The following is a 25,720-nucleotide window of genomic DNA, read 5'->3' as shown; positions in this document are numbered from 1 at the left end:
ATTCTCGTTGAGCCGTTTCGGCGAGCGAATATGTTGCGGTCTGTTTCTGAGGATTTCACCTCGGAATGGCCTGCGGGTCGGTGCCAAGGCTGCCGGTAATACAATTGATAATTGAATCGAGAATTGGTTCTTGTCCGACCCGGCGCCGTTTCAGGCTCCCTACATTGTTGGCGAGCACGGCTGTCGCACTGGCGCTGACGATCGTGTCGGTGCGCGCCGACGGCGGCGCTGGCGGAGCCGGTGGCAATGGCACGGGCGGCGGCGGTGGCGCGGCCGGTACCAGCGCCTCTCCTAACGGTGGGAATGGCGGTGACAACGCGACCGGACAAGGCGCGGGCGGCGGCGGCGGCGCTGCCGCAGGCGGCACCGGAGGCTCCGGGGGCACGGCGACCTCGGGCGGCGACGGCGGACTTGGCGGTGACGGCGGCAGCGTTGCCGGTGGCAACGGCGGCAATGGCGGCAACGGCAACTCAGCCCTGACTGCGGGTAGTGGCGGTGGCGGCGGCGGTGGCGGCGAAGGTGCGCTCGGTGCCGGCTCCGGTGGAGCGGGTGGCGCTGGCGGTCACGGCGGCGCCAGCGCGAGCGGCGCCGATGGTTCTGCTGTCATTGGTGGCCTTGATGCCAGCGCGGGAACGGGCAGCGGCGGCGTCGGTGGCGGCGGTGGTGCGGGTGGCGCCGGCGTGCAGGTCAGCGTCGGAGGCAGCACCCTTTCGATAGCGGCGACCGGCGGCGCGGGTGGGGTTGGTGGCAGTGGCGGCGCCGGCGGGAGCGGCGGCAATGGAGCCAGTGCTCTCTCCCTGGGCGTCGCTGGTGTGACCGGCGGGACCGGTGGCAACGTCCTCGGCAGCGGGGGCGCTGCCGGCGGCGGCGGCAATGGCGGCACCGCCGTGCAGGTCACCAGCGCAGGCACCACGACGGTCCAGCAAACGGTCGCCGGCGGCGATGGCGGCAGCGGCGGGCGCGGCGGTACAGCGGGTCACGGCGGGAGCGGTGGTGCGGGCGCTTCCGGCGCCAATGTTCTCGGCGCGCTCGATGGCGGGACCGGTGGAAACGGCGGCAATAGCGGGGTTGGTGCCGGCGGCAATGGTGCGATCGGCGGCAGCGGTGGCGACGGCATCCAGGTCACGGGTGGCGGCACCGTGACGATTTTGCAAAGCGTCACGGCAGGTACCGGCGGCAGCGGTGGCGCTGGCGGTGCAGGCAGCGCCGGCGGCATGGCCGGCAACGGCGGCAACGCGGGATCCAGCATCGGGCTCGGCGTAGCCGGCGGGCGCGGTGGCAATGGTGGCACCGGCGGCAGCGCCAGCGCCCACGCAGGCGATGGCGCCAATGGTGCCGACGGTGGCGTTGGTCTGCAGGTGACGAGCGGTGGCACGCTCTCAATTTCCCAAACGATCATGGGAGGCGCCGGTGGCAATGGCGGCGCTGGCGGCAACGGCGCCAATGGCGGCGCAAGCGGGATCGGCGGCGCCGGCGGCACAGGCGACAATGGCGCCAACGGGTCCTCCGGCTCCGGCTTTCTCAATGGCAACAACGGTCTGGTTGGTGGCGCTGGCGGCAACGGCGGGAATGGTGGCGCCGGCGGAAATGGCGGCATTGGCGGTAGCGGATCCAGCGGCGGCGATGGTGTCCAGCTCACGAACGGCGGGACCGTTACAGTTTCGGGCAACATCGCTGGTGGCGCCGGCGGGATTGGCGGCTCCGGCGGCAATGCCGGCAACGGCGCCGCCGGGGGCAACGGCAGTGACGCCGGCACAGCGGGCACCGGCGGTGCTGGCGCGAGTGCCCTTCTCCCGGCCGTCGCTGGCGGCAGCGGCGGCAGCGGCGCCGCTGGCGGAATGGGTGGCAACGGCGGGAGCGGAGGAAGCGCCGGCGATGCTGGCGTAGGTGGTCATGGCGGCGCCGGCGGCGCCGGCGCGACCATTTCAAACGGTGGCACGCTGACCAATCAAGGCATCATCACCGGCGGCGATGGCGGCCGCGGCGGCACCGCAGGCAGTGGCGGCAACGGCGGCGCCGGTGGCAATGCGGGCAACGGCGGTGTCGGCGGCGTTGGCGGCGCTGGCGGCAACGGCACCGCTGGCGTCAACGTGGTCGGCTCGACCGATGGCGGCAATGGCGGCAACGGCGGGACCGGCGGATTTGGCGGTGCCGGCGGCAATGCCGGCAACGGTGGCAGCGCCTCGAGCCGCGGCGGCGATGGCGGCTATGGTGGCACCGGCGGCGTTGGCGCCGCCTTCTCCAACGGCGGCACGCTGATCAATCGCGGCACGATCACCGGCGGCAATGGCGGCATCGCCGGGGCCGCGGGCATGGGTGGCCTCGGCGGCACCGCGGGCAGCGCCGGCAGCGGTGGTGTCGGCGGCTCCGGCGGCGTCGGCGGTGCCGAGGCCTTGGCCGCCAGTGGCGGCACGAACGGCACCACGGGAACGAACGGCTTCTCCGGCGTGAGCGGCAGCGCCGGCGCGAGCGGTAGCTCCGGCAGCAGCACCGTCACCGCCGGGGTCTCCGGCGCGGTCGGCGCAGGCGGCGCCGGCGTCATCGGCACCAATCTCAGCATCATCAACAGCGGATCGATTTCCGGCGGTCTCGCCGGCGACGGCGTCACGCGTGCCAACGCCATCACCTTCACCAGCGGCACCAACACGCTGCAGCTTCAGGCCGGCTACAGCTTCAGCGGCAACGTCGTCGATCAGACGGGCAACGGCACCTTGCAGTTCGGCGGCAGCACCAACCCCACTGCTTCTTTCGACGTTTCGCTGATCGGCGCCGCTGCGCAGTATCGGGGCTTCGCGAACTTCGAGAAGACGGGCGCTTCGACCTGGACGCTGAGCGGCACCAATACCGCTGCATTGCCCTGGTCGATCGCCGCCGGCACGCTGCTGGTGAACGGCTCGCTGGCCAATTCGACCATGACCGTGAACGCCGGCGGCACGCTTGGCGGCACGGGCACTGTCGGCGCAACGACGATCAATGCCGGTGGCACGTTCATGCCTGGAGCCGTCAACACGCCGGGGACGTCGACGACGGTCGCCGGCAATCTGGCCTTCCAATCGGGCGCGCTCTACGTCGTTGCGGTCGATCCATCGACGTCGAGCTTCGCCAATGTCACGGGCGCGGCGACGTTGACGGGCGCGACCGTGGTCGCGAATTTCCTGCCCGGCAGCTATGTCTCGAAGACATACACGATCCTGACCGCGGCCGGCGGACGTGGCGGCACGACGTTCGCGGGCATCACCAATGTCGGACTGCCGACGGGCGCGAGCGATACGCTGAGCTATGACGCCAACAACGCCTATCTGAACCTGACGGCCGCCTTCACCAATTACACCGGCCTCAACGTCAACCAGCAGAACGTCGCCAACGCGCTGACCTACGCCTTCAACAATAACGGCAGCCTTCCGATGGGCTTCTTCGGACTCGATCCCACCGGCTTGACCCAGGTCTCCGGCGAGAGCGCCACTGGCTCCCAGCAGACGACGTTCAACGCGATGAACCAGTTCATCGGCGTGATGACGGATCCATTCATCTCCGGTCGCAGAGGTCCCGTCAGCGCCGGCGGCCCGCCGAACGCGTATGCCGAGGACAGCTCGGCTTACGCGGCACGCGGTCGAACTGTTGGCGAGCGCGACGCGTATGCGGCGATGTCCACCAAGGCGCTGCCAGCCCCGACCTTCGAACAACGCTGGAGCGTGTGGGCCGCCGGCTTCGGCGGGTCGCAGACCACGGCCGGCAACGCCATCATCGGCTCGAACAACAGCGCGAGCAGCATCTACGGCATCGCGGTCGGTGCGGACTATCGGGTCTCGCCGGACACGCTCGCGGGATTTGCGCTGGCGGGCGGCCGCACCGGCTTCAACGTCAACGGCCTCGGCTATGGCAGCTCCGACCTGTTCCAGGCCGGCGGCTTCGTTCGCCATAACATCGGTGCGGCCTACATCATTGCTGCGCTGGCCTATGGCTGGCAGGACATCACGACCAACCGCATCGTCACGGTCGCCGGCATCGACCACCTGCGCGCCGAGTTCAATGCGAACGCGTATTCGGGTCGCGTGGAGAGTGGCTACCGCTTCGTCATGCCGAAGCTGGGCGGTCTCGGCATCACCCCTTACGCCGCAGGGCAATTCACCACATTCGACCTGCCGGCCTATGCCGAAAGTGTCGTCGCCGGCTCCCTGTTGTTTGCACAGACCTATGCCGCCAAGAACGTGACCGACACGCGCAGCGAGCTCGGCATTCGCACCGACAAATCATTCGCCATGCAGAACGGCATCATCACGCTGCGCGGCCGCCTTGCATGGGCGCATGATTTTAATCCGGATCGTTCGATTGCTCCGACCTTCCAGTCGCTGCCGGGCGCAAGCTTCGTCGTCAACGGTGCGGCGCTGGCGCCCGACTCCGCGCTGACCACAGCCTCGGCCGAATGGCAGTGGACCAACGGCTGGTCTGCCGCCGCGACGTTCGAGGGCGAGTTCTCGAATGTCACGCAAAGCTATGCCGGCAAGGGCGCGATCCGCTACGCATGGTGATGCCTGGTTCTCGAGCTAGCGCGTCGCCAGCACCACGGCCGCCAGCGTGAAGGTCAGCGCGGCGATCTGGCCCGGTCCCAACGGCTCGCCCAGCGCCAGCGCGGAGGCGACTACGCCAATCACCGGCACTGCCATGGTGCCGATCGCGGCGACCGAGGCCGGCAGCCGCGCCAGTGCCGCGAACCAGCTGACATAGGCAATGCAGAACTGCACCACGGTGGAATAGACCAGCAACCACCAGCCGACCGGCGTCACCAGCGAAAGATGCGTGGTCTCGACCAAGAGGCCGATGATCGAGATCGGCAGGCAGCCGATCCCGATCTGCCAGGCCGCGGCCGTGATCGGCGGCAGATGGATCGGGTACTTCTTCGAGAACACCGTGCCGACGGCGAAGCCGATCGCGCCGCCCAGCGCCATGATGATGCCCGGCAGCTTCTCCACGCTTGCGGCAAAGCCGTTGCCGCCCATGATCGAGGCCAGGCCGACGAAGGCCATCACCAGCCCCAGCGTGCGCAGCACGGTCGGCCGCTCGCCCAGCACTGGCCAGGCGATCAGCGAGGCCCAGACCGGCATGGTGTAGGCGATCAGCGCCGCCTCGCTGGCCGGCAGCCAGAGCAGCGCCAGGCCCATCAGCACCATCCAGCCGGTGACGTTGAGGACGGCGGCGGTCAGTAAGCGCGGCCAGATCCCCGGCCCCACCTTGAGGCTCTGGCGGCGGATCAGCGCGAGGGCGGCGAGCAGCACCGCGCCCAGCACGCCGGTCACCCCGCGCAGCGTCAGCGGCGGCAGCTCAGACAGCAGGAATTTCGTCACCGGCCAGTTGAAGCCCCAGCCGATCGAGGTAATGGCGAGGAACATCAGGCCGGCCGGGGCGATGCGCGGTCGCGCATCCCGGCGAGTCGAATCAAGCATGTGGGGTACCCGGCAAAATCGCGGTCAGCTTGGCGCGGATTCGCACGCGCCACCACCACCCCGGCGGGCATGCCTGCCCTCACCTTCCGTAGCCCTACGTGAGTCCCGCTGAGGCAACCCCGGTCCCGAAAAATATACCTGCCCTGTGAACAGTGGGGTGAAGGGTCCGTATCGTCACGGGATGCAAATTTTTTTGGTTGGGAATCCCTGAGGACTCACTGATACTTGGCTCAACAACAGGCGCGGGCTTGCCCCCTGTTATCCCCCGCAATCCACCATATTTAGTATTTGATTCAGGAACTCGCACTAGTTCTTGACGGGCGCAACGGAGAGTCCTAGCTTTCGGTCCGTTCGGCGCGAGTGAGTTTGCGTCCCGCCGGCACTCCCCCAAAGGGTCTCGCAAATCGTCACTCCGCCAAGCCAGCCAAAGGCCGCGGATGAGGGCTTGTCTGCCCTCGAAATGCAGACCTTCGGGCGCCAGAACGGGCCGGCAACAGGCTCGGATGGCATTGGTTGAAGTGGCGTGTGGGGCGTTGAACGCATGTCGCGCACATCCCCTTGGGGGCGGATGGGTGTGGACATGCCGGCGGATGAGAACCATCGCGCCGGGAGAAACTGGGCCGGATCCACCGGCTGAACTGCGAAGCCTTTGGGCCGATGAGGCCCTTGGAGGAATCGCGAACCGAAATAGCGACCCGGGCGCCTTGCGGAGGCAGTCCGGCAGATAAAAGGACGGGGCAAGACCATGCGGATTGAGCGGCGCCACACCACTTCGGGACAGTCACCTTACGCCGGGATCGATTTCCGGCTGACCACGTCGGAGATCCGGAATCCCGACGGCTCGGTCGTGTTCAAGCTTGAGAACGTCGAGGTGCCGACCGAGTGGTCGCAGGTCGCCTCCGACGTGCTCGCCCAGAAGTACTTTCGCAAAGCCGGCGTCGCCGCGCGCCTGAAGAAGGTCGAGGAGGAGTGCGTCCCCTCCTTCCTGTGGCGCTCCGTGCCCGACACCGAGGCGCTCGCCGCTCTCCCCGAGAAAGAGCGCTTCGTCAGCGAGCTCTCGGCCAAGCAGGTGTTCGATCGTCTGGCCGGCTGCTGGACCTATTGGGGCTGGAAGGGCAACTACTTCTCCTCCGACGAGGACGCCCAGACCTTCTATGACGAGATCCGCTACATGCTCGCCATGCAGATGGTCGCGCCGAACTCGCCGCAATGGTTCAACACCGGTCTGCACTGGGCCTATGGCATCGACGGCCCCGGCCAGGGCCACTATTACGTCGACCCCTTCACCGGCAAGCTGACCAAGTCCAAGTCCGCCTACGAGCACCCGCAGCCGCACGCCTGCTTCATCCAGGGCGTCGGTGACGACCTCGTCAACGAGGGCGGCATCATGGACCTCTGGGTCCGCGAAGCGCGCCTGTTCAAATACGGTTCCGGCACCGGCTCCAACTTCTCCCGCCTGCGCGGCGAAGGCGAGAAGCTCTCCGGCGGCGGCCGCTCGAGCGGCCTCATGAGCTTCCTCAAGATCGGCGACCGGGCAGCCGGCGCGATCAAGTCGGGCGGCACCACGCGCCGCGCGGCCAAGATGGTCGTCGTCGACGTCGATCACCCCGACATCGAGACCTATATCGACTGGAAGGTGAAGGAGGAGCAGAAGGTCGCGGCTCTCGTCACCGGATCCAAGATCAACCAGAAGCACCTCAAGGCGGTGCTGAAGGCCTGCGTGAACTGCGAAGGCTCGGGCGACGATTGCTTCGATCCCGAGAAGAACCCGGCGCTCCGCCGCGAGATCAAGCTCGCGCGCCGCAGCCTTGTGCCTGACAATTACATCAAGCGCGTGATGCAGTTCGCCAAGCAGGGCTACAAGGACATCCAGTTCGACGTCTATGACACCGACTGGGATTCGGAAGCCTACCTCACCGTTTCGGGCCAGAACTCCAACAACTCGGTCTCGCTGAAGGACGACTTCCTCCGCGCCGTGGAAACGGATGGCGACTGGAACCTCGTGGGACGCACGACGAAGAAGATCACCAAGACGCTGAAGGCGCGCGACCTCTGGGAAAAGATCGGCTACGCCGCCTGGGCGTCGGCCGACCCGGGCCTGCACTTCAACACCACCATGAACGACTGGCACACCTGCAAGGCGTCCGGCGACATCCGCGCGTCCAATCCGTGCTCGGAATATATGTTCCTGGACGACACGGCGTGCAACCTCGCCTCCGCCAACCTGCTGACCTTCTACAACACCGAGACCAAGCAGTTCGACGTCGCCGGCTACGAGCACCTCTGCCAGCTCTGGACCATCGTGCTCGAAATCTCCGTGATGATGGCGCAGTTCCCGTCGCGCGCGATCGCCGAGCTCTCCTACGAGTTCCGCACGCTCGGCCTCGGCTATGCCAACATCGGCGGCCTGCTGATGACCATGGGCCTGTCCTATGACAGCAAGGAAGGCCGCGCGCTCTGCGGCGCCCTCACCGCTGTGATGACCGGCATCACCTACAAGACCTCGGCGGAGATGGCGGCCGAGCTCGGCACCTTCCCGGGCTACAAGAAGAACGCCGCGCACATGCTGCGCGTGATCCGCAACCACCGCCGCGCCGCCCACGGCCAGTCCAACGGCTACGAGGCGCTCTCGGTGAACCCGGTGCCGATGGACCTCGTCTCCTGCCCGCAGGCTGACCTCGTCAGCCACGCGCAGGCCGCCTGGGATGCGGCGCTCGAGCTCGGCGAGAAGCACGGCTATCGCAACGCCCAGACCACGGTGATCGCACCGACCGGCACGATCGGCCTCGTGATGGATTGCGACACCACCGGCATCGAGCCCGACTTCGCGCTGGTCAAATTCAAGAAGCTCGCCGGCGGCGGCTACTTCAAGATCATCAACCGCGCGGTCCCCGCGGCGCTGCGCGCGCTCGGCTATCGCGAGAGCGAGATCGCGGAGATCGAAGCCTACGCCGTCGGCCACGGCTCGCTCTCCAACGCGCCGGCCATCAACGCCTCGACGCTGAAGGCCAAGGGCTTCACCGATGAAGCCATCGCCAAGGTCGAAAAGGCCCTGCCGACCGCCTTCGACATCAAGTTCGCCTTCAACAAGTGGACCTTTGGCGAGGATTTCATCCGCGACCAGCTCGGCATCGGTGCCGAGGCGATCGCAGCCCCCGGCTTCGACCTGCTTCAGGCCGTGGGCTTCACCAAGCGCGAGATCGAGGCGGCCAACGTCCACATCTGCGGCGCGATGACGGTGGAAGGTGCCCCGCACCTGAAGGCCGAGCACTATTCGGTGTTCGACTGCGCCAATCCCTGCGGCAAGATCGGCAAGCGCTATCTGTCGGTCGAGAGCCACATCCGCATGATGGCGGCGGCCCAGCCCTTCATCTCGGGTGCGATCTCCAAGACCATCAACATGCCGAACGACGCCACGGTGGAGGACTGCAAGTCCGCCTACATGCTGTCGTGGAAGCTCGCGCTGAAGGCCAACGCGCTCTATCGCGATGGCTCGAAGCTCTCCCAGCCGCTCAACTCGCAGCTCATCGCCGACGATGAGGACGAGGAGGATGCGGCCGAGTCACTCTACGAAAAGCCGATGGCGGCGCGTGCCACCCAGGTCTCGGAAAAGATCGTCGAGAAGCTGGTCGAGCGCATCATCGTGATGCGCGAGCGCGAGAAGATGCCGGATCGCCGCAAGGGCTACACCCAGAAGGCGGTCGTCGGCGGCCACAAGGTCTACCTGCGGACCGGCGAATATGACGACGGCCGTCTCGGCGAGATCTTCATCGACATGCACAAGGAAGGCGCAGCGCTCCGCTCCTTCATCAACAACTTCGCCATCGCGGTGTCGCTGGGCCTCCAGTACGGCGTGCCGCTCGACGAATATGTCGACGCCTTCACCTTCACCCGCTTCGAGCCGGCGGGCCCCGTGCAGGGCAACGACAGCATCAAGTACGCGACCTCGATCCTCGACTACGTCTTCCGCGAGCTCGCGGTGAGCTACATGTCGCGCTTCGATCTCGCCCATGTCGATCCGACCGAGTCGAACTTCGACGCGCTCGGCAAGGGCGTCGAGGAAGGCAAGGAGCCGGACGAGACCCAGCACGCGACCAAGCTGGTCTCGCGCGGCCTCACCCGCTCCCGCACCGACAACCTCGTCGTGATGCGCGGCGGCTCCACCGCGGTCGCCCAGGGTAACGACAGTGCCCCGACCGGTGGCAGCAAGGTCACGGCGCTGGCCTCGCACGGCGCAAGCGCGCGGGTCGGCGATGCCCTGGAAGGCGCGGTCGCGCTGAAGCAGGAAGTGGCCCACGACCTGTCGCCGACGGAGAAGCTCGAGCAGCTCCAGTGGAGCAAGTCCGGCACCGCGCAGACCCTGGTTCCCAGCAAGGCCGAGCGCCGCGCGGAAGCCAAGGCCAAGGGCTACGAAGGCGAGATGTGCTCGGAGTGCGGCAACTTCACGCTGGTGCGAAATGGCACGTGCATGAAGTGCGATACTTGCGGCAGCACGACCGGGTGTTCGTGAGCACCACGTTATAGTCGCAGCCTTGGCGAGACCCGCTGATCGACTCAGCGGGTCTTTTGCTATTGGTCCCCAGCGAATATTCAGCTGCAAACGCACCCGCAGCGGGCGAGCTAACCATGAAGTTCCGACTTCTATATGAGGGTCCGATCGCACCAAAAAGCGGGCGACCGAACGCCCCTTCCGGGGGCGTTCGAACTCGCACCTAGCTTTGGTAATCGGGATTTCCGTCGATACGACCGCTGAGAGCAATTGAGCGAAAATGGCCTTTCGCGATGAAGCGCCAGTTTCTGCGGCTGGCGGCGGATATCGGCAATTCGTAGCTCGGATCAGGGTAGCGATATCTGGGAAGGGTGTAGGAATGGGTGGAGCGTTCGCTCCACCCATCCTACGAGACCTCACGGCTCATCATTCGCCGGCGCGTTGCGGCGTGCTTGCCTTGCGGCTTGTCTTGCGTCTTTTCTGGCAACCCAGTGCGCGCGAAATCGCTTCGCGGCATGAAACGCCCGCGGCGCCACGACCTGAAACGCTATGGAGGCAACGCCGGCGACAAATCCCTTCACCACGTCAAAAGCGAAATCGGGTCCAAAATACTCCCACATGACCCTGCATCCTTCTTCGCGAAGGCACCGCCGGGCAGTCGTGGGCTGACATGAAAAATGGAAAGGCCCCGTCCGTCACCGGCGGGGCCTCAAGAAAAATCCCTGCACGCGCCGTTGCGCGCACGCGAAAATCTCTCGGTTCACCCGCTCATGGTGGACACGATGAAAGAGCTGCAAAGCATGGCCGTGCGATTGAAAACGCCCATAGCGATCATCCCGAAATTGCCAAATGCCGACCCGCCGGTGCGCATCGCCGAGCAAGCGCACGAGGGTATAGTGTCGGTGCTAAAGAAGCAGACCCGAGGGCTGCCGTCTGTGTGCCATTTCACAATTGGCGGAAGACTTTTATAAGGCGTGATGAGCAAGCGTGGCCCGCAGGAAGGACCGCCATGAACGGCAATCGCTACTACGGGGTTCGGGTCGAGGGCGCCAAATACGGCGTGGGTTTTGGCTCCGCACTCGCCATCGCAATCTCCTACACCAACAATCATTCGATCCTGTGGGCGATCATCCACGGCATCTTGGGCTGGCTCTACGTGGTCTATGTCGCCCTGTTCGGGTGACGACGAACGCGCGAGGACCAGGACGCCCGTCATTGCGAGCCACCGGGTCCGCGCGGAGCGCGGCCCGATGACGGGCGCTGCGAAGCAGTCCAGGCCGTCACCCGCGAATTGCGCCTTGCCGATGCCCGGCAAAATCTCACCACATGGCCGCCACGCAAGCGACAACCCACAATCGCGATTTCAGCGCAAACACGACGGAGGCTTGCGGCTTCAGCGATATTCAGGAGTCATTTGCAATGTTGAGTGCGGGCGAAAATAAGACAACGGGAAAATCCGGCCGGCGCGGCGCGAAGAAGAAGGCCGGGCAACGGACCAGGGCCGGCGAGCAACACGCAGCTGCAGCCCATCAACTGCCGGATGCCTCGGCGGAGATCAGCCAAGAGACTAAGCAAGAGAACAAGCAAGAGAACAGGCAAGAGGCCGAGCAAGAGATAAGGCAAGAGACGAGCCGAGAGATCAGTGCTCAGGTACCCTCGGCTGCAGCCTTGCCGGGCGAGGCTTCCGGGATGGAGATCGCTGCAAGCGCGCCCGTCGCACCGGTGGAACCCTCCCAGGCCAGCCCGCAGGCGATTGCCGATGCCTATAGCGACTACACGAGGACGTCGCTTGAGCACGCCTGGAACTTCCTGGGAAAGCTCGCGGCGGCGCGCTCACCCGTCGAGGCCTTTCAGCTTCAGATGGAGTACGCGAAACAGGTGTGCGGATCGTTGATCGCCGAATCCCAGAAGATCGCCGAGTTGCATGGACAATTGACCAGACAAAGGGTCATGCATTTTGAGGGGTTCGTGGCCAAGCTCACCCAGACGACGCTCGAAATCCGCGCGACACGTCACTAACGACAACTGCGTACTCCGACGCAGGGGGGAGCGAGCGTAGCCCGGATGGAGCGACTTGTCCGCCGTAGCTCGAAGAGCGAAGGCGGAAGCGAAATCCGGGCTACCTGCCGCGGTCTCGGCATCGGCTAACGCATGATCCGGAAAAGTGCGAAGCGGTTTTCCGAAAAGATCATGCTCAAACAACAACCTAAAGCGCGATGACGATTCATCCCAATCTCATCGCGCTTTAGCCGGTTGTCTTGGCCCGCTGCACTTCGTGCGGGTGGCGACGATCGCCACGCCGATTTGACTTGCGAACGTAGGTGACGAGTGCCTCGGGGTTCTCGAGCTTGATCTTCAGCGCCGCGACCAATGCGTCCTCGGCTTCGATCGTGAGCACCTTGGCACGCACCCCGAGCTTCAACCCGACAGTATATGACGTCATGGCAGACTCCACGGGTCCAAGCTTCCACCGTACCTCAATCGGCGTCCCTTCGGAACAGCCCTACTCGACACATCCCCTTTCGCCGCCGAACAAAACCGGATCACGACCGCTCTACCAGGATCGGTGAACCGAGCTCTTCGAAATGAAAGAGCTGAAAGACCCGCTGGCCGTTGAAGTCGAGCACTCTCAAATCATCGGTCTCGTGCAGATTGCTTTCGACCGCGTGAAAGTGCCCGCCGTAGCGCTCTCTGGCGAGCGACAAGGGAACCTCGAACGCGACGAACTTGCCGATACCTTTTTGCCTGAGCACCCCAAGGAGCTTCTGGTCGTCCAGGGACTGGTGCGAGGTGAGAATGAGCAGCGGACCGCTCGCCGTGAGCAGCAGAAGCGATTTCATTGGATCCTCCTTTGCGCCCCTCCCTACCTGATCTTCGCCAGGACTCCTTCAGGCGCTCCAGCTCCGTACGAACCTGCGCCTCCATGGCGTCTTGCAATGCGAGTATGCCCTGCTGGACAATTCTGCGGAGGCCTTTCTGTCCAGATTCTGCTTCCAATCCCGGATGGCTTGCTTGGTGGCCTTTTGGGCCTCCGACGTCGTCTTAACGTACTCCTTCATGTGGGCGTCGGCCATTGAGCATGTCTGGCACTCCCGGGCCGCGGCCGGACCTGAAAGAAGCAGGGCGAGTGTCGCGGTAGAGACCCTCATGGCGCTTCCTCCCGCGATAGCACAGCACGTCGCAGGGATGCCCCGGGGAGCAGCGCCCGGCTGCTTCAGCAACCGTAGCCCGCCATAATTTCTCCTTCGCGCGCGCGTTGTGTTGGACAACGGTGAGGCCTATCCTTCCGACGATCGGACTGCCGCACTCCCATTGACGCCCGACTGGATGGAGCGCGCATCGGTGCCTGAAGCGAACGACCCCAAGCCTGATACCGACAAGCCTGATACCGACAAGCCTGAGGCCCACAAGCCTGAGGCCGCCAAGCCGGACGAGGTGCGCGCCGATGGCGGGCTGGCACGGGCCTATGACCAGATCAAGAGCGCAGAGCAAGACCTTGCGCGGCTGGACCGGCTGGTTTCCGGAATGGAACGCGGCAACGAAGCCCCGCGGGCCTCGCAGGCCAGCGCCGGTGCGAAGGCAGCCGAGGGTCCCAAGGACAAGGTGCCGGCACCGGTTAGCAAGGTGGGCAATCAAGGCCTGAAGGGAGATCGGACCATGCTGCGTGCCTTGGTTGGCCTCGTGTTGGCGATCGGCCTTCTCGGCGCCGCCTTCGCTTCGCAATATCGCGATGAGGCCAAGTCGATGACCAGGTCCATCATGGCGCGATGGGCTCCGCCGGCCGCGAGCGAACCCGCGCGAGCGTCCGTGGTCGAAAGTCCGGCGCAACCGCCGGCCGTGCAACTGGCTGCTGCGGATGGGCCCAGTCCGGTGCCCGCGCCGCCGCTCGGCAAGGAAACGGAAAGCGCTCCAAGAACTGACGCTCCAAGAGCTGAGGCTCCAAAACCTGACGCTGCAAGACCTGACGCGCCAAGAACCGGCGCCACGGCGCCTGATCCGTCATCGTCCGATCTCGCGCAATCGCTCAAGACCATCACCAGCGAGCTTGCGAGCATCAACGGAAAGCTCGAGCAACTGAAAAGCCGCAACGAGCAGACGCTGCGCGAGCAGGCCGACACCATTCAACAGCTCAAGGCGGCGCAGGAGAAGGATGCCGCGGACAATGCGCGCCTCGCCGCACAGGTCCAGGCGCTGCAAACGCAACTGACGACGTCAGCCGCGCCTGCACCCGCGAAACCGGTCGTGCGGAGCGCGACGAGCAACGAGACGGCTGCGCCTGCACGGCCGCACGTGCAAGCGACCGCCCCCCGGCGGCCCAGGCCACCGCCGCCGCGAGGACGCTGGATGCCCCCGCCCTATATGGCCGACCCCTACGATCCGGATTGGTAAGCCGTCAGCGTTCTCGGCCAAGAGGCTTGGTGCCAAGAGCCTTGGTGCCAAGAACCTTGGTGCTATGCTGCGCGGCGATCGGCCGGCAGGCCCTCGGCCAGATCTGTGCGACGTCACGACGGGCCTCGGCATGAAGGAGCAAGCCCATGACCAGGCACCTTTCACGCGTCCTGTTGACCCCAATGATGCTTCTGTTTGCAGTCTGCGCGGCCAGCGCCGCAGACGGCTGCGGCACCGGTTGCCACGCCACCGTTTCCGGCGCGTGCGTGGTCGATGGCTGGGCAACGGGTGCGCGGGTCTGGAATCAATGTCCGGCCACGTCGCGTGCGCGTCCGCCTTGCGGCGGTTCGGATTACGTCTGGGACTCTCGCAAACGGGCTTGTTTCCCGTCGACGCGCGATTGGCTTTGAAGCCCAGCCCGCAGGATGGGGGCGCGCGAGCGCTCACCCCATCCTGCGAACTACGCTCTACGCCCGCCTCACCGTACCTCGCACACCGACACCGTGGCTGCGATCCCGGTCGGCTCGAGCTCTTCCGTCGCAAGCTCCTCGCTGCAGTACTCGCCGACCGAGACGTCCTTCATCCTGCGCTTGACCTGCTCGCACGTCTTGCGGACGTCTTCCGTGAAGAGCGCGCATTCCTCGATGCGCTTGAAGATCTTCCGCCCCTCGTCGCGATACCCCGCTGCCGTCTCGCGCATGAAGGCGATCGCATCATGGACCTGGGCTGTCAGCGCCTCGCATTTTCGCGCGGCATCGATCAGCTCGGCGCCCATGGCCTCGATCTCTTTCGCAGCGGACTCATAGTCACGAATGACCGCCTCTGCACTGAGCGCGCCCACGCGCGTGACCCCCTCGGTGTGCTCGACGTAATCGGGCAGCGCAATTGAAGCAATCGAGCTTCCCGTGCGCACCGATGCAATGTCCGCCTCGAGCTGGACCAAGTTTACGCCTTCACGTCTGCGCAATTGTTCGACACTTGCCATGATTGACCCTCCCAATACGCTCCCCGTACCCCAAACGGCGCTGAGTGTATTACGTGGATAAGCGACCTTCTAATCAGATATGTCGTTGACAGTCGCAGCTTTGCCATTTTTGTGCAGTTTCCGCCGCGGCACGCAGCGATGATGGATGTCATCAACGCTCAACCTCTCATAGTTGCGGTTCGAATTGCGGTGACGGTGCACCCAACTCTCAGAGGACAGGGACGAATCGTTGCAGTGATACCCCCACACGATCCATAGGATGGGTGGAGCGAGTCGATCCCCATCGACCCCGTCAGGTGATGGATTTCGCAAAGCCTCAACTCATCCACGCGCTCCCACCAGACCCATGCCACGAAAAAGCAAACGCCTCCTCCCCCGCCTTCGCAGCGTCCGGCGAGGCGCCCGGTGGATGCGAAAGAGGTTCGCGCGCGCACCGCGGATGGTTCGGATCGCAGGCAGCGTGGCGATCCTGCTTGCGGTCGCTGCGCTTCTGAACATCGTCTATCACGTCATCCGCAAGCCGACCGAGCTGTTCGTCCTTGTCGGCAACGCGCTCGACAAGGAGCCGGCCGAGAACTGGCGGCAATACGGGCCGCTGTTCCGAAGCTTTTCCACCGCGACGATCACGCCCGAATTGCTGGCCGCGCTGGCGCAGGTCGAGAGCTCGGGCAATCCCGTGGCGCGCACCTACTGGCGCTGGCGATTGAGCCTCAATCCGCTCGCGATCTACCGGCCCGCCTCCAGCGCCGTCGGCCTCTACCAGATGACCGATCCCGCCTACGCCGACGCCGCACGGTTCTGTGTCCGCGGCAACGCGGTCACGGAGACCGGTTGCGGGTTCACGGGCCTCTATAGCCGCGCGATCCCGAGCCACGCCATCGAGCTGGCATCGGTGTATCTGGACCGCAACGTGGCTGACGTTCTCGCTCGCGCGGGCGATGTGAAGGCAAGCCGCGAGCAGAAGCAGGATCTGGCCGCCTTCATCCATCTCTGCGGCGCCGGTCCCGCCACAGCCTACGCGCGCCGCAAGTTTCAGATGATCGCCGACGAACGCTGCGGCGATCACTCGGTTGCAAGCTATATCGCCAGGGTCAACGCGATGAAGCGGCAGTTCCTGCGGCTATCGGCGGATGACCCGTAGGGTGGGTTTGCCTGCGGCTGCGCGAAGCGCACCAGCCTAGACATTCATGGTCGCGAGGGCGCGCGTCCCTATATGCGGGTGCTTTCCGCCGCGCGCTTGCGCCCTACCTGATCTTCGCCAGGCACTCCTTCAGCCGCTCCAGCTCGGAACGAACCTGCGCCTCCATCGCGTCCTGCAATGCGAGTATGCCCCTGCTGGACAATTCGGCGGAGGCCTTTCGGTCCAGATTCTGCTTCCAGTCCCGGATTGCTTGCTTCGTGGCCCTTTGGGCCTCCAACGTTGCCTTAGAGTACTCCTTCATGCAGGCGTCGGCCATTGAGCATGTCTGGCACTCCTGGGCGGCGGCCGGGCTTGAAAGAAGCAGGGCGAGTATCGCGGTAGGGACTCTCATGCTGATTCCTCCCGCCCAGGAGCATAGCACGTCTCGGGGATGCCTCGAGGAGCAGCGCGCAGGATGGGTGGAGCGCTTGCGAAACCCATCATTCCATGACGGCCATTGATGGGTTTCGCTTCCGCCTTCGCTCTTCGAGCTACGGCGGACAAGTCGCTCTACCCATCATACGCATCTATTCCTCTACCACCAGTACGGCCACCGCCATCCCTCGTAGCGGACCCATGACGACACATAGGGCGGACCGTTCGGATCGACCCGGTCGTCTTCAGGGCGATAACGATATCGTGGAACAATGTAGTAATCCCACGGCGTCGGCCTGAGCACGGGCGCCGTGACGATAAGCCTCTGCTGTGGTTCGCGAACCACTTGGGCCTTCCGCGTCCGGGCCTCAGCGCCCGATATCCCGAGGTTGCACAGCACCAGGGCCGTTCCGAGCGCACACGCGGCGGTGATGATCTTCATGCGTTGGTCTCCTTCCCTGGAAGAGTGCAAAAGGACGCAAGGCAAGGCAAGCTAAATTCGCTCGCGCTACGTGCGCGCGCGGCGCAGAGCCTCCTCCAGCTTTTTCCTTTGCTTGTCCCACCGGCCCTGCTCGGCCTCGGCGCGTTCGTCGAGCACAGCCCGCTCGGCTTCGATCGCCTCCGCCTTCGCGGCGTGCTCCCGCCTCGCATTGTCCAGCGCCGCCTGGGCCGTGGCCACCGCCTTGTCGCGGCGCGCGCGCTCCTTGGCGCGCTCCTTGGCGAGGGCGACCTCTTCCTTGCGTCGCTCGGCGTCCCGCCGCCGCTCTTCCTTCTCGAACGCCGCGGCGGCTTTGCGCGCGTCCTGATCGTCAATCTTGCGTGACTGTTTTGTTACGCCCTCGGCCGGAGGCTGCTTCGACTCGGATTTGGACTCGGGCTTGGACTTGGAGTTGGAGTTGGGTTTGGGTTTTCGCTTGGCCTCATCGTCGGCGAGATCGGTCGGCAGCGCGGCGTTCTCGGTGAACGGGCCGCCGGAGCCGACCGGACGCCGGAGCACGACGCCCGGGCTTGCCATGGTCGCCGCGACGATGTCGGGGTCGTCGGTCTCCCTCGCGGCGCCCTGATGGAAGAGGTTGGAGCTCGCGCCCCAGGCCTCCAGCGCCGCCTTCATCGAGGGTGCGGCGACCGCCTGGTCGTAGAAGCCGAGCGAGGTCTGGTAGGTCTTCAGTTTTCTCTTCAGGTCTTTCGGCATGTCTCCCCGCGGCCCGGCGAAGCACCTCTCCCTCGCACCGGCGCCACCATGCCATAGTGCCCCTGTTTTGCCCGACGAGTCAAATTTTATTCGGGATCACCGAAATCGATCCGAGGCAAGCAACGATCGGGATTGCCGACGGTGCAGCACAATATTCGGTCCCGCAGACCCCTGAAATCACGCGAGTTTTCTACGGTGCATGGGGTTGTTTTCGACATTTTTGTTGGCCGGACAGTTCCGCGAGGTGTGCCCCTACGCCGCGTCGACGTCCTCAGGCGGCGGACCTGCGACGAGCCCGTCGAGGCCGACCATCAGCAAATCGGCAATGTGCATCAGCTGGTAGAGCGGAATGTCGGCCTCGCCGTTCTCGGCCAGCGCCAGGAAGGCGGGCGTCACGCCGATGCGCTCGGCGAGCTGGACTTCGGTGTAGCCGCGGGTCTCGCGCGCCGCTCTGACGCGCGCACCGATCCCGAGCCGATGCCGGGACTGCTCGTCCGCGGTCATCATGACGGCCTGTTCGTCCGGGCTCGCATAACCCTCGGCGAACGCGGTGCCGATCAGTCTGCCTTTGCGCCAGGCGACGCGGCAGTCCTTGCGCAGTCCGCTGCTGAAGACCAGCGTGAACTGCTCGGCGACCCATAGCGACGAGTTGAGCTGCAGGCGGGCGCCGGTGCCGGAGACATCGCGGATCGTGCAGGGCACGCTGATGAGGCTGCCGGTGCCGTTGTCGAACTCGACAATCCCGGTTCGCAACGTCTGATGTCTGGCAGCGGCACGATGCTCGCTCATGACCTGGACTCCCAAAGCTTGCGGCAGCGTCGAACGGCGTAGCCGACGCATCCGTATGATCAGGACATGGATACCGCGGAATTTTTCCCGAACTCCTAAGGCTCCGGCACTTCAACCGGGACCGGACGCCATGGTAAAGGATTTGCTCCCAATCCATCTTTTCCGGCGGAATGCGTGCGGCGCGCCCGTGAGAGCGTTTTCGAGCGAAGTGGATACCGGTTTTCGTAAAGAAAACGCGCCAAAACAAAAACCTGGAGCAAAGGCTCTAGGGGGTGACGAGGCAAGCAATGACCGAACCGATGAAATGCCCGAACTGCCAGTCCGAGCACGCCTATCAGGACCGCGATCTCTGGGTCTGTCCGGAATGCGCCCATGAATGGCGCACTGGGGGCGATGCGGCCACTCCGGTCGCGCAGGAGGCCGGCGTGTGCGATGCGCATGGTAATGCGCTCGCCGATGGCGACAGCGTCATCGTGATGAAGGACCTCAAGGTCAAGGGGTCGTCGTCGGTCGTCAAGGGCGGCACCAAGGTCAGGAACATTCGCCTCCAGGACGCCACCGACGGCCACAACATCGCCTGCAAGATCGACGGCATCGGCGCGATGAATTTGAAATCGGAGTTCGTGAAGAAGGCTTAAGCCGCCCGCGTCCGCTCGCGCTATTCCTCCAGCAGCGCGTCATACCCTTTCGCGCTGAATGCCAGCAGACAAAACCCGTGCCCGAACGGATCGGCCAGCATGGCGATCCGGCCATAAGGCACATCGCACGCGGGCGCCTCGAGGGTCGCACCGGCGGCAAGTGCGCGCGCGACGGCGGCATCGACATCGTCGACGACGACGTCGATATGCAGCGGCGTCCAGTGCCGCTCGTAGCGCCGGCGGTCGCTGCCCGCGCCCGGTGTGCCGGCCTGCTTGGTCAGAAGATACACCGGCGCCGGCCAGCCCAGCAGCTCGACGAAGTCGGTGCCGAAGTGGCGGCCGACCGTCAGGCCGAAGGCGGCGGTGTAGAAGGTGGTCGCTTGCGCTGCGTCGGGAACGTCGATGTTGAGCAGGATGGTCATGACGGACAGCGTAGCCCGGATGGAGCGGACGCATAATCCGGAATGTTGCCGCACCTCCGGTCGCGCTATGCGATCACCGCTGCCGCTGCGCCAGATAGAACCCGCACAGCACCGTGACCAGGCCCGCCACCTGCAACATCGTCGGCGGCTCGCCGAGCAGCAGCCAGCCGACCAGGAGCGTCAGCGCCGGCACGCAGGCCGGGATCACGGCGGCGCGGGCGACGCCGAGGCGTTGGACCGAGACAGCGAACAGATAAAGCGCGGCGGGGCCGGCGAGCACGCCCTGCGCCAGCGCCTGAATGGCATTCTCGGTCACGCCGATCGCCGCGACATGGGCGAGACCGACGGTGGCGAGATAGATCGGCAACAGCAGCAGCGACAGCACGTTGATGACGAGCGCGGCCGACACGGCGGAGACGCGCCAGTGCCGCAGCAGCGCGCCAAAACCGGCGAACATGAATCCGGTGAGCACGAAGATCAGATCGCCGAGCACGCCGTCGGACCCAATATGGCCGATCGATTCGGCGCCGATCACGCAGAGGCCGCCGACGATGACCAGGGCGCCGGCAAGGCGCGAGGCGGAGATGTGCTCCTTCAGCACGACTGCCGCGAGCAGGAGGCCGCCGAGCGTCGCGCAGGAGGGCTGGATCACGCTGCCGTGGCCGAGCGGCACGAACAGGAATCCGGTGTAGGAGATCAGCGACATCACGGGACCGCCGAGCACCATCAGCACAAGGCCCCTGCCCCAGCCGATGCCACAGAGATCACCGATGCCGGCGCGCGCGACCAGCGGCAGGAACGCGATGCCCGACCAGACATAGCGATGCACGAGCAGATCGACCGGGGTGAAACCGACCTTGAGGCCGTGCCGCGTGCCGGCAAAGCCCAGCGCCCAGAACAGCGCAGCCGACAGGCCGCAGACGACGCCGAGTAACGCCGGCGCCGCATCGTTCTTCTGAATGAGAGCGTCAGCGCCGCTCGTTCGCTGATCCATGAGGAAGCCTTATGTCAGCGCGTGAGCCGCCTCAACCCACGCCGTTGCAGGTCTGGCACACGGCGAGATTCCGTAGCTCGGATGGAGCGTATCAACCGTCATGCCTCCTCGCCGAACACCATCCGCCATCCCTTGCGCGTGTCCATGTATTCCCGCACCTCGCGAATGCGGTCCCCGGCCACCGTGAACACGAAGCAATAGTCGTTCTCGTAGGGCTTGCCGCCCGCAAGCGTGGCACGCATCCGCTCTTCCACGATCACGACATCGCCGTCGGCGTAGACGCTGCGGAAGGCGATATCGATCTCGGAAAACATCCTGTGCATCTCCTGCGCGATGAAGCGCGCGATCGCTTGCGCGCCCACCATGTGATCGGTGTGATCGAGCGCGACGGCGGTGGCGTTGCCCTTCGGCGCGATCCATTCGGCATCGTCGGTGAACAGTGCGGCGATGCGGCCGGCATCGCGCGACGAAAAGGTCTTCCAGGCGTTGAGGACGATGTCTTTCGGGCTGGTCACGGCGCGCTCCAGAACTGGCATTGAGGGGGCTTGCATCGAGGGCTGGCTTCTAGGCCGCCATGCGCGTTGCGGCTCGCCACAATCGGACTCGGTCATCCCGCGGCCCTTCCGCCCGCGCAGGCATGCGCTATCATCCGGTCATGCTGAGTTTTGACGACTGCAACGCCGCGCGCCTGCGCAGGGATTCCCGCTATGACGGCCGCTTCTTCACCGCGGTGAAGACCACGGGCATCTATTGCCGCCCGGTCTGTCCGGCCAAGCAGCCGCTGACGCGCAACGTCGTCTATTACCCGACGGCGGCCGCGGCCGAAGCCTCTGGCTTCCGGCCCTGCCTGCGCTGCCGTCCCGAAACCGCACCGTTCTGCCCGGCCTGGAACGGCACGCGTTCGACGGTCGCGCGCGCGGTGAAGCTGATCAACGAGGGCGCGCTCGATGAAGATTCGGTGGTGACGCTCGCGATGCGGCTCGGCATCTCCTCGCGTCACCTGGCGCGCTTGTTCGAGCGCCATGTCGGCGCGACGCCGCAGCAGCTTGCCAAGACGCTGCGCGTCCAGCGCGCAAAACGCCTGCTCGATGCCGGCGAACGCACCATGACCGACATCGCGTTCCAGGCCGGCTTCGGTAGCCTGCGGAGATTCAACGCCGCGTTCGCCGAGCTCTATGGAAGATCGCCGTCCAGCCTGCGCTCATCGAAGCATGCGTAGCCCGAATCGAACTGCGCAAGTTCGCTCAGAAAAACCCGGGGCTGAGATCGAGTCCATAGGTCAGGCTCAGCACGAACACGAACAGCGCGGCGGCTGCGAACAATGCAATATGTCTGAGAATAAACGCGCGCGGCGAGGTGGTGGCAATAACGGCTTTTTGCGCAACGGGCATGACGGCTCCATTATGAAAACGGTTTTTGGCCGCCACTAAGCGGCGCCCGCATCAGGCGCCGCGATCTGCAAAGCAACTATTAAAGAGATCACACGCGTCTTGAACGGCCGTACACAACCGGCGCGCGACGGCGATTTTTCTTGCCGCAGCTTTCTCAACCCGCGCACGGCCGCGCCAAATCACGGCTCGCCTCTCAAAAAAAGACCGCGCTCCCGAAAGAGAACACGGTCCGCGCAGGCTCGGGAGGAGACGAGCCAGATTCGTGTTGTCTTCAGACGATTGAGATCAGCGGGCCGTGCCCGTCGTGACATCCGCGGTCTTGACCTTGCGCGGCGTCAGCACGCGGGCCTGGTGGACCGAAGCGACCGTGGTCGGCACGGTTGCCTGCTGCTCGACATGCGCGGCACCAAGCACGCGCACCTGCAGGGGGGAGACCGGAAAACCGTTGGCCTCATAGGTCGGCAACTCGGCGGCGAAAGCCGCGGTGCTGCCCGCGATCGTCAGGATGGCGGCGGCGATCGACAGAGTCTTCTTGTTCATTGGTGATGCTCCTGAGTGGAAGGTTCGGAGCACATTTAAGCGCGTTTTGCTGCATTGCGACATGCTCCGTTGCATTGCAACAGCGCGCCCGCTGCATGGCAATATGTTTAATGCGCACAAGCGCTTGGTCAAAGCCCTGCCAGACGCGACATGACACTTTTATGGGCGGCGGTCAGGTACCGAGCACATGCCCCGCGTCCACGCGGCCTATTTCAACGCCGTCGCCAGCGATTGCAGCTTTGCGACGAGATTGGTGCCGAGCGCATAGATGATCTCGATGATCGCCAGCGCGATACCAGCTGCAATCAAGCCGTATTCGATCGCGGTGGCGCCGGATTCATCGGCGGCAAATTCGGTCAACAGGCATTTCAATTTCACAACTCGCATCCCTTCCAACTCTACCGCACGTTGCTGGCACGGGAGAGATACCAAGCCGCAATCCAAGATTGAGTAAATTCAACCCCTTCAATTTGATGACAATGAATGGCTGGCGCTTTTCAGCCACTTGCCGCCCCTCAAACCGCAGGGAACTCGCGTTGCACCTCGGCAACACCCGCCCGAAAAGCCCCATTTCGCCTCTTTGCGCCATTGCGCCGCCACACCATCCTCCGAACAATTGACGCGTCACGTGCCTGGCTGTGCAAGATTGGTTCGAACAGAACCGTTTGGAGGCAGGGATCATGAATGATCGGCGGTCTCTTCTGGTGGCGGTCTCGTGCCCCTCGGCCGTTCTCGCCGGCTGGCTGGCGCTCTCCCTGTCCGCCTACGCTCCGGCCCTCATCGAGAAAGGCAGCGCCAATGCTTCCGCCGTGTCGCACGCGAAAGATCTTGGCCGGCTCGAGCTCGCCGACGTCCCGCATGCTGCGGCCATCGAGGATGGCATCGCCCTGACCGCCGATATCGCAGCCGCTGTCGCTGCGACACCGAATCCGGATCCGGCCCCCGAGGCCGCAACAGCCGAGATGCCCGCCGCCGTCATCAAGCTCGCCTCGGCCGATCCGGCGCTGATCTTGCCGGCGGAAGCGCCGCCGGCGCTACAGATTTCACCTGAACCCGCGCCCGTCCTCAGCGAGGCTGCACCAGCAGAAGCCGCACCGGCGCCGGAGCCCGTGGTCAAGCTCGCCTCCGCCGATCCCACCGAGATCGTGACGACAGATGAGCTGTCGCCCGCGGCGATCGCGACCGGCCCAGCGCCTGCCGCGAGCACGCCCTCGCCGCCGGCCGACACAGTCGCCGTGCTCGATGAATGCTTTGTCATGGACGCCTGCATCGACCGCTATCTGTGGACGCTCTATCAGCGCACCGCGAAGGAGGATTCGATCAAGGTCGAGGACCGCCGCCCCGTCACCATCAAGCGCAGGGGCAAGATGGTCACGGTGATGCGCAGCTTCACAAAGCTGGTTGATCAGGATTTTGGCTGGAAGGATCCGAAAGCGGCCGAGCGCGCCAGCATGCCGATGATGGACTACGTCATCGGCGGCATGGACAAGAGCTTCAAGCGAAAGCTGTTTCGCATGCTGCTCGCAGCCGAGTCCGCCGGCCTGTCGCCGGGCATCACCAGCGCGTTCCGCGACGACTACCGCCAGTCGATCGCGAGCGGCCTGAAGGCCGCCTCCGACCGCTCCTATCATGGCGGCAGCACGCGCGGTGGCTACGGCCACGGCATGGCGGCCGACATCGTCAGCACCCAGGGCAACAACCGCGCGCAGCGCTGGGTCTCGACCGAAATCCTGTGGAAGTGGGTTGACGCCAACGGCAAGGCATTCGGCATCGGCCGGCCCTATCTCGGCCGCGATCCGCCGCATGTCGGCCCGGTCGACGGCCAGGAATACATCTCGAAGCGTGGCACGGGAGACCGCAAGGAAGCGGCCAACGTGAGGTCCAAGAAGGTGATGCGGGCCGCGGCCCACGCAAAGCTGCGAAAGACACACGCCGCACGCGAGCAGAAGAGTTTGGCCAAGCCGCAGAAGTCAGCGCAATCGGCCGGCAAGCGCGCGACCTGACCCTGTTACGGCTTCCGCCCGGGGATCGGCAGCGGTACGAGGCGCATCTCGGCGGTGCCTGCGTCTTGCGTGCGCACCAGCACCGCAAAGATGGTTTCGACCGCGAGCCGTACGGCCGCCTGCATCGCCTTGCCCTTGGCCAGATGCGCCGCAATCAGGCCGGCAAGGAGATCGCCGGTGCCTGAGGGGCGGATCGGCAACCGCGGCGTCGCAAAGCGCGACAGCTGGCCGTCGGCGCACAGGATCGTCTCCACCTGCCCTTCTGCCGTGTCGGCGAGCGTGCAGCCAGTAGCGACGACATCGATGCGACGTTGCCCCGCCAGCGCCGCGCAGGCCGTGCGCAGGCTCTGCGTGTCCGCGATCGTGACGCCCGACAGCAGCTCGAGCTCGAACTGGTTCGGCGTGGTCAGGTTGGCGGCCGGCAGCAGCCGGTGCTGCACCACGTCCAGAATGCCATCGGCGACGTAGACGCGGCCGTCATCGCCGATCACGGGATCGCAGAGATAGACGAGCTTCGAATTCCGCGTCAGCGCCCGCTCGACGAAGTCGGCGATCACAGCCGCGTTGCCAGGCGAGCCGAGATAGCCGGTGACGAGCACCGCGGCCTCATCGACGAGGTCGCGCTCCTCGACGCCTTTGAGGAGATCGGCGACGAGCTCGGTCTCCAGCACCCGCCCACGCAACGTCGGATAACGCGGATGGTTCGACAGCAGCGTCGTCGGCACCGCCGCGACGTTCACGCCCTCGGCCTGCATGGCATAGGCCGCCGCGCTGTTGCCGACATGGCCGTGAACCACCTGGCTTTGAATGGAGATCACGAGCATGCAGAGGTCCGTAAGATCAAATGCTGAGCGACGCAAGCGTAGCAGGAACGGCTGGTGTAGCCCGGATG

At 65.2% G+C, this 25,720-nt stretch carries 26 protein-coding genes; 11 read left to right on the top strand and 15 right to left on the bottom strand.

What is annotated here, in order from left to right; all coding sequences use genetic code 11:
• Positions 1 to 167 precede the first annotated feature (167 nt).
• On the top strand, positions 168 to 4,529 hold the full coding sequence (locus tag AC0L3X_RS03275) for an autotransporter domain-containing protein (protein ID WP_354141730.1): 4,362 nt from the start codon (positions 168 to 170) through the stop codon (positions 4,527 to 4,529).
• A gap of 15 nt (positions 4,530 to 4,544) precedes the next feature.
• Here AC0L3X_RS03275 and AC0L3X_RS03270 read toward each other — a convergent pair whose 3' ends face one another.
• Complete coding sequence (locus tag AC0L3X_RS03270; RefSeq protein WP_354131243.1) at positions 4,545 to 5,441, bottom strand: DMT family transporter; 897 nt, start codon at positions 5,439 to 5,441, stop codon at positions 4,545 to 4,547.
• Between the two features lie 745 nt (positions 5,442 to 6,186).
• On the opposite strand from AC0L3X_RS03270, the gene AC0L3X_RS03265 reads away from it, so the two are divergent.
• The 4 genes from AC0L3X_RS03265 (at position 6,187) to AC0L3X_RS03250 (ending at position 11,949) form a co-directional block, all read left to right on the top strand.
• Positions 6,187 to 9,951: a vitamin B12-dependent ribonucleotide reductase gene (locus AC0L3X_RS03265; protein WP_354131242.1), complete on the top strand. Its 3,765-nt coding sequence runs from the start codon at positions 6,187 to 6,189 to the stop codon at positions 9,949 to 9,951.
• Between the two features lie 761 nt (positions 9,952 to 10,712).
• Positions 10,713 to 10,901, top strand: a complete 189-nt coding sequence (locus tag AC0L3X_RS03260; RefSeq protein ID WP_155257768.1) for a hypothetical protein — start codon at positions 10,713 to 10,715, stop codon at positions 10,899 to 10,901.
• A gap of 38 nt (positions 10,902 to 10,939) precedes the next feature.
• The gene (locus AC0L3X_RS03255) at positions 10,940 to 11,113 is read left to right on the top strand and encodes a hypothetical protein (protein ID WP_166096372.1); all 174 of its coding nucleotides are present in this window, start codon (positions 10,940 to 10,942) and stop codon (positions 11,111 to 11,113) included.
• A 143-nt stretch (positions 11,114 to 11,256) separates the two neighbouring features.
• Positions 11,257 to 11,949, top strand: coding sequence for a phasin family protein (locus AC0L3X_RS03250; RefSeq protein ID WP_231144942.1), 693 nt, complete (start codon positions 11,257 to 11,259; stop codon positions 11,947 to 11,949).
• Between the two features lie 226 nt (positions 11,950 to 12,175).
• Here AC0L3X_RS03250 and AC0L3X_RS03245 read toward each other — a convergent pair whose 3' ends face one another.
• Complete coding sequence (locus AC0L3X_RS03245) at positions 12,176 to 12,373, bottom strand: hypothetical protein (RefSeq protein ID WP_014495617.1); 198 nt, start codon at positions 12,371 to 12,373, stop codon at positions 12,176 to 12,178.
• A gap of 100 nt (positions 12,374 to 12,473) precedes the next feature.
• On the bottom strand, positions 12,474 to 12,770 hold the full coding sequence (locus tag AC0L3X_RS03240; RefSeq protein WP_063983569.1) for a hypothetical protein: 297 nt from the start codon (positions 12,768 to 12,770) through the stop codon (positions 12,474 to 12,476).
• A gap of 487 nt (positions 12,771 to 13,257) precedes the next feature.
• Here AC0L3X_RS03240 and AC0L3X_RS03235 point away from each other — a divergent pair, with 487 nt between their 5' ends.
• Together AC0L3X_RS03235 and AC0L3X_RS03230 are read left to right on the top strand one after the other, a co-directional pair.
• The gene (locus AC0L3X_RS03235) at positions 13,258 to 14,319 is read left to right on the top strand and encodes a prolipoprotein diacylglyceryl transferase (protein ID WP_231145274.1); all 1,062 of its coding nucleotides are present in this window, start codon (positions 13,258 to 13,260) and stop codon (positions 14,317 to 14,319) included.
• Between the two features lie 146 nt (positions 14,320 to 14,465).
• On the top strand, positions 14,466 to 14,729 hold the full coding sequence (locus AC0L3X_RS03230) for a GCG_CRPN prefix-to-repeats domain-containing protein (RefSeq protein ID WP_071914415.1): 264 nt from the start codon (positions 14,466 to 14,468) through the stop codon (positions 14,727 to 14,729).
• A 68-nt stretch (positions 14,730 to 14,797) separates the two neighbouring features.
• Here the strand turns inward: AC0L3X_RS03230 and AC0L3X_RS03225 are convergent, their stop codons facing one another.
• A complete protein-coding gene (locus AC0L3X_RS03225) occupies positions 14,798 to 15,304 on the bottom strand; it encodes a hypothetical protein (protein WP_063983570.1) in 507 nt (168 codons plus the stop codon).
• A 346-nt stretch (positions 15,305 to 15,650) separates the two neighbouring features.
• Here AC0L3X_RS03225 and AC0L3X_RS03220 point away from each other — a divergent pair, with 346 nt between their 5' ends.
• Positions 15,651 to 16,445 (top strand): transglycosylase SLT domain-containing protein, encoded by a 795-nt coding sequence (locus AC0L3X_RS03220; RefSeq protein ID WP_063983571.1) that lies wholly within the window; start codon positions 15,651 to 15,653, stop codon positions 16,443 to 16,445.
• A 103-nt stretch (positions 16,446 to 16,548) separates the two neighbouring features.
• Here the strand turns inward: AC0L3X_RS03220 and AC0L3X_RS03215 are convergent, their stop codons facing one another.
• The 4 genes from AC0L3X_RS03215 to AC0L3X_RS03200 all read right to left on the bottom strand — a co-directional run bounded on the left by AC0L3X_RS03215 (position 16,549) and on the right by AC0L3X_RS03200 (position 18,840).
• Positions 16,549 to 16,761 carry a hypothetical protein gene (locus AC0L3X_RS03215; RefSeq protein WP_244623325.1) on the bottom strand — a complete coding sequence of 71 codons (213 nt, stop codon included), beginning with the start codon at positions 16,759 to 16,761 and terminating at the stop codon, positions 16,549 to 16,551.
• Positions 16,762 to 17,019: 258 nt separating this feature from the next.
• The gene (locus AC0L3X_RS03210) at positions 17,020 to 17,301 is read right to left on the bottom strand and encodes a hypothetical protein (RefSeq protein WP_071914421.1); all 282 of its coding nucleotides are present in this window, start codon (positions 17,299 to 17,301) and stop codon (positions 17,020 to 17,022) included.
• A gap of 66 nt (positions 17,302 to 17,367) precedes the next feature.
• Positions 17,368 to 18,051, bottom strand: a complete 684-nt coding sequence (locus tag AC0L3X_RS03205; RefSeq protein ID WP_063983573.1) for a hypothetical protein — start codon at positions 18,049 to 18,051, stop codon at positions 17,368 to 17,370.
• 252 nt (positions 18,052 to 18,303) lie between these two features.
• Positions 18,304 to 18,840 carry a helix-turn-helix domain-containing protein gene (locus tag AC0L3X_RS03200; protein ID WP_063983574.1) on the bottom strand — a complete coding sequence of 179 codons (537 nt, stop codon included), beginning with the start codon at positions 18,838 to 18,840 and terminating at the stop codon, positions 18,304 to 18,306.
• A gap of 287 nt (positions 18,841 to 19,127) precedes the next feature.
• Between AC0L3X_RS03200 and AC0L3X_RS03195 the strand changes: the two genes are divergently transcribed.
• A complete protein-coding gene (locus AC0L3X_RS03195) occupies positions 19,128 to 19,478 on the top strand; it encodes a zinc ribbon domain-containing protein YjdM (RefSeq protein WP_473316249.1) in 351 nt (116 codons plus the stop codon).
• A 20-nt stretch (positions 19,479 to 19,498) separates the two neighbouring features.
• Here AC0L3X_RS03195 and AC0L3X_RS03190 read toward each other — a convergent pair whose 3' ends face one another.
• The 3 genes from AC0L3X_RS03190 to AC0L3X_RS03180 all read right to left on the bottom strand — a co-directional run bounded on the left by AC0L3X_RS03190 (position 19,499) and on the right by AC0L3X_RS03180 (position 21,409).
• The gene (locus AC0L3X_RS03190) at positions 19,499 to 19,900 is read right to left on the bottom strand and encodes a VOC family protein (protein WP_063983576.1); all 402 of its coding nucleotides are present in this window, start codon (positions 19,898 to 19,900) and stop codon (positions 19,499 to 19,501) included.
• Between the two features lie 73 nt (positions 19,901 to 19,973).
• Complete coding sequence (locus AC0L3X_RS03185) at positions 19,974 to 20,894, bottom strand: DMT family transporter (RefSeq protein ID WP_063983577.1); 921 nt, start codon at positions 20,892 to 20,894, stop codon at positions 19,974 to 19,976.
• A 98-nt stretch (positions 20,895 to 20,992) separates the two neighbouring features.
• A complete protein-coding gene (locus AC0L3X_RS03180) occupies positions 20,993 to 21,409 on the bottom strand; it encodes a nuclear transport factor 2 family protein (RefSeq protein ID WP_231144940.1) in 417 nt (138 codons plus the stop codon).
• Positions 21,410 to 21,549: 140 nt separating this feature from the next.
• On the opposite strand from AC0L3X_RS03180, the gene AC0L3X_RS03175 reads away from it, so the two are divergent.
• The gene (locus AC0L3X_RS03175; RefSeq protein WP_063986402.1) at positions 21,550 to 22,113 is read left to right on the top strand and encodes a bifunctional transcriptional activator/DNA repair enzyme AdaA; all 564 of its coding nucleotides are present in this window, start codon (positions 21,550 to 21,552) and stop codon (positions 22,111 to 22,113) included.
• Positions 22,114 to 22,138: 25 nt separating this feature from the next.
• Here the strand turns inward: AC0L3X_RS03175 and AC0L3X_RS03170 are convergent, their stop codons facing one another.
• The 3 genes from AC0L3X_RS03170 to AC0L3X_RS03160 all read right to left on the bottom strand — a co-directional run bounded on the left by AC0L3X_RS03170 (position 22,139) and on the right by AC0L3X_RS03160 (position 23,197).
• Complete coding sequence (locus tag AC0L3X_RS03170) at positions 22,139 to 22,285, bottom strand: hypothetical protein (RefSeq protein ID WP_166096368.1); 147 nt, start codon at positions 22,283 to 22,285, stop codon at positions 22,139 to 22,141.
• A gap of 285 nt (positions 22,286 to 22,570) precedes the next feature.
• Positions 22,571 to 22,825 (bottom strand): hypothetical protein, encoded by a 255-nt coding sequence (locus AC0L3X_RS03165; RefSeq protein WP_028161188.1) that lies wholly within the window; start codon positions 22,823 to 22,825, stop codon positions 22,571 to 22,573.
• Positions 22,826 to 23,032: 207 nt separating this feature from the next.
• On the bottom strand, positions 23,033 to 23,197 hold the full coding sequence (locus AC0L3X_RS03160) for a Flp family type IVb pilin (RefSeq protein WP_028169565.1): 165 nt from the start codon (positions 23,195 to 23,197) through the stop codon (positions 23,033 to 23,035).
• A gap of 308 nt (positions 23,198 to 23,505) precedes the next feature.
• Here AC0L3X_RS03160 and AC0L3X_RS03155 point away from each other — a divergent pair, with 308 nt between their 5' ends.
• Positions 23,506 to 24,828: a hypothetical protein gene (locus tag AC0L3X_RS03155; RefSeq protein ID WP_063983579.1), complete on the top strand. Its 1,323-nt coding sequence runs from the start codon at positions 23,506 to 23,508 to the stop codon at positions 24,826 to 24,828.
• A gap of 5 nt (positions 24,829 to 24,833) precedes the next feature.
• On the opposite strand, the gene pdxY is transcribed toward AC0L3X_RS03155, so the two are convergent.
• A complete protein-coding gene (gene pdxY, locus AC0L3X_RS03150; RefSeq protein ID WP_063983580.1) occupies positions 24,834 to 25,652 on the bottom strand; it encodes a pyridoxal kinase in 819 nt (272 codons plus the stop codon).
• Positions 25,653 to 25,720: the final 68 nt, after the last annotated feature.

Source organism: Bradyrhizobium sp. MI1.7, from assembly GCF_055811795.1.
Note: the sequence above shows the minus strand (reverse complement) of the source record. Positions and strands in the feature narration are given on the sequence as shown.

Bases quoted from the DNA above. Each gene is read 5' to 3' on its own strand.
- AC0L3X_RS03270 (WP_354131243.1), bottom strand. From the start codon at position 5,441: ATGCTTGATTCGACTCGCCGGGATGCGCGACCGCGCATCGCCCCGGCC.
- AC0L3X_RS03265 (WP_354131242.1), top strand. From the start codon at position 6,187: ATGCGGATTGAGCGGCGCCACACCACTTCGGGACAGTCACCTTACGCC.
- AC0L3X_RS03260 (WP_155257768.1), top strand. From the start codon at position 10,713: ATGAAAGAGCTGCAAAGCATGGCCGTGCGATTGAAAACGCCCATAGCG.
- AC0L3X_RS03255 (WP_166096372.1), top strand. From the start codon at position 10,940: ATGAACGGCAATCGCTACTACGGGGTTCGGGTCGAGGGCGCCAAATAC.
- AC0L3X_RS03250 (WP_231144942.1), top strand. From the start codon at position 11,257: ATGGCCGCCACGCAAGCGACAACCCACAATCGCGATTTCAGCGCAAAC.
- AC0L3X_RS03245 (WP_014495617.1), bottom strand. From the start codon at position 12,373: ATGACGTCATATACTGTCGGGTTGAAGCTCGGGGTGCGTGCCAAGGTG.
- AC0L3X_RS03240 (WP_063983569.1), bottom strand. From the start codon at position 12,770: ATGAAATCGCTTCTGCTGCTCACGGCGAGCGGTCCGCTGCTCATTCTC.
- AC0L3X_RS03235 (WP_231145274.1), top strand. From the start codon at position 13,258: ATGGAGCGCGCATCGGTGCCTGAAGCGAACGACCCCAAGCCTGATACC.
- AC0L3X_RS03230 (WP_071914415.1), top strand. From the start codon at position 14,466: ATGACCAGGCACCTTTCACGCGTCCTGTTGACCCCAATGATGCTTCTG.
- AC0L3X_RS03225 (WP_063983570.1), bottom strand. From the start codon at position 15,304: ATGGCAAGTGTCGAACAATTGCGCAGACGTGAAGGCGTAAACTTGGTC.
- AC0L3X_RS03220 (WP_063983571.1), top strand. From the start codon at position 15,651: ATGCCACGAAAAAGCAAACGCCTCCTCCCCCGCCTTCGCAGCGTCCGG.
- AC0L3X_RS03215 (WP_244623325.1), bottom strand. From the start codon at position 16,761: ATGGCCGACGCCTGCATGAAGGAGTACTCTAAGGCAACGTTGGAGGCC.
- AC0L3X_RS03210 (WP_071914421.1), bottom strand. From the start codon at position 17,301: ATGAAGATCATCACCGCCGCGTGTGCGCTCGGAACGGCCCTGGTGCTG.
- AC0L3X_RS03205 (WP_063983573.1), bottom strand. From the start codon at position 18,051: ATGCCGAAAGACCTGAAGAGAAAACTGAAGACCTACCAGACCTCGCTC.
- AC0L3X_RS03200 (WP_063983574.1), bottom strand. From the start codon at position 18,840: ATGAGCGAGCATCGTGCCGCTGCCAGACATCAGACGTTGCGAACCGGG.
- AC0L3X_RS03195 (WP_473316249.1), top strand. From the start codon at position 19,128: ATGACCGAACCGATGAAATGCCCGAACTGCCAGTCCGAGCACGCCTAT.
- AC0L3X_RS03190 (WP_063983576.1), bottom strand. From the start codon at position 19,900: ATGACCATCCTGCTCAACATCGACGTTCCCGACGCAGCGCAAGCGACC.
- AC0L3X_RS03185 (WP_063983577.1), bottom strand. From the start codon at position 20,894: ATGGATCAGCGAACGAGCGGCGCTGACGCTCTCATTCAGAAGAACGAT.
- AC0L3X_RS03175 (WP_063986402.1), top strand. From the start codon at position 21,550: ATGCTGAGTTTTGACGACTGCAACGCCGCGCGCCTGCGCAGGGATTCC.
- AC0L3X_RS03170 (WP_166096368.1), bottom strand. From the start codon at position 22,285: ATGCCCGTTGCGCAAAAAGCCGTTATTGCCACCACCTCGCCGCGCGCG.
- AC0L3X_RS03165 (WP_028161188.1), bottom strand. From the start codon at position 22,825: ATGAACAAGAAGACTCTGTCGATCGCCGCCGCCATCCTGACGATCGCG.
- AC0L3X_RS03155 (WP_063983579.1), top strand. From the start codon at position 23,506: ATGAATGATCGGCGGTCTCTTCTGGTGGCGGTCTCGTGCCCCTCGGCC.
- pdxY (WP_063983580.1), bottom strand. From the start codon at position 25,652: ATGCTCGTGATCTCCATTCAAAGCCAGGTGGTTCACGGCCATGTCGGC.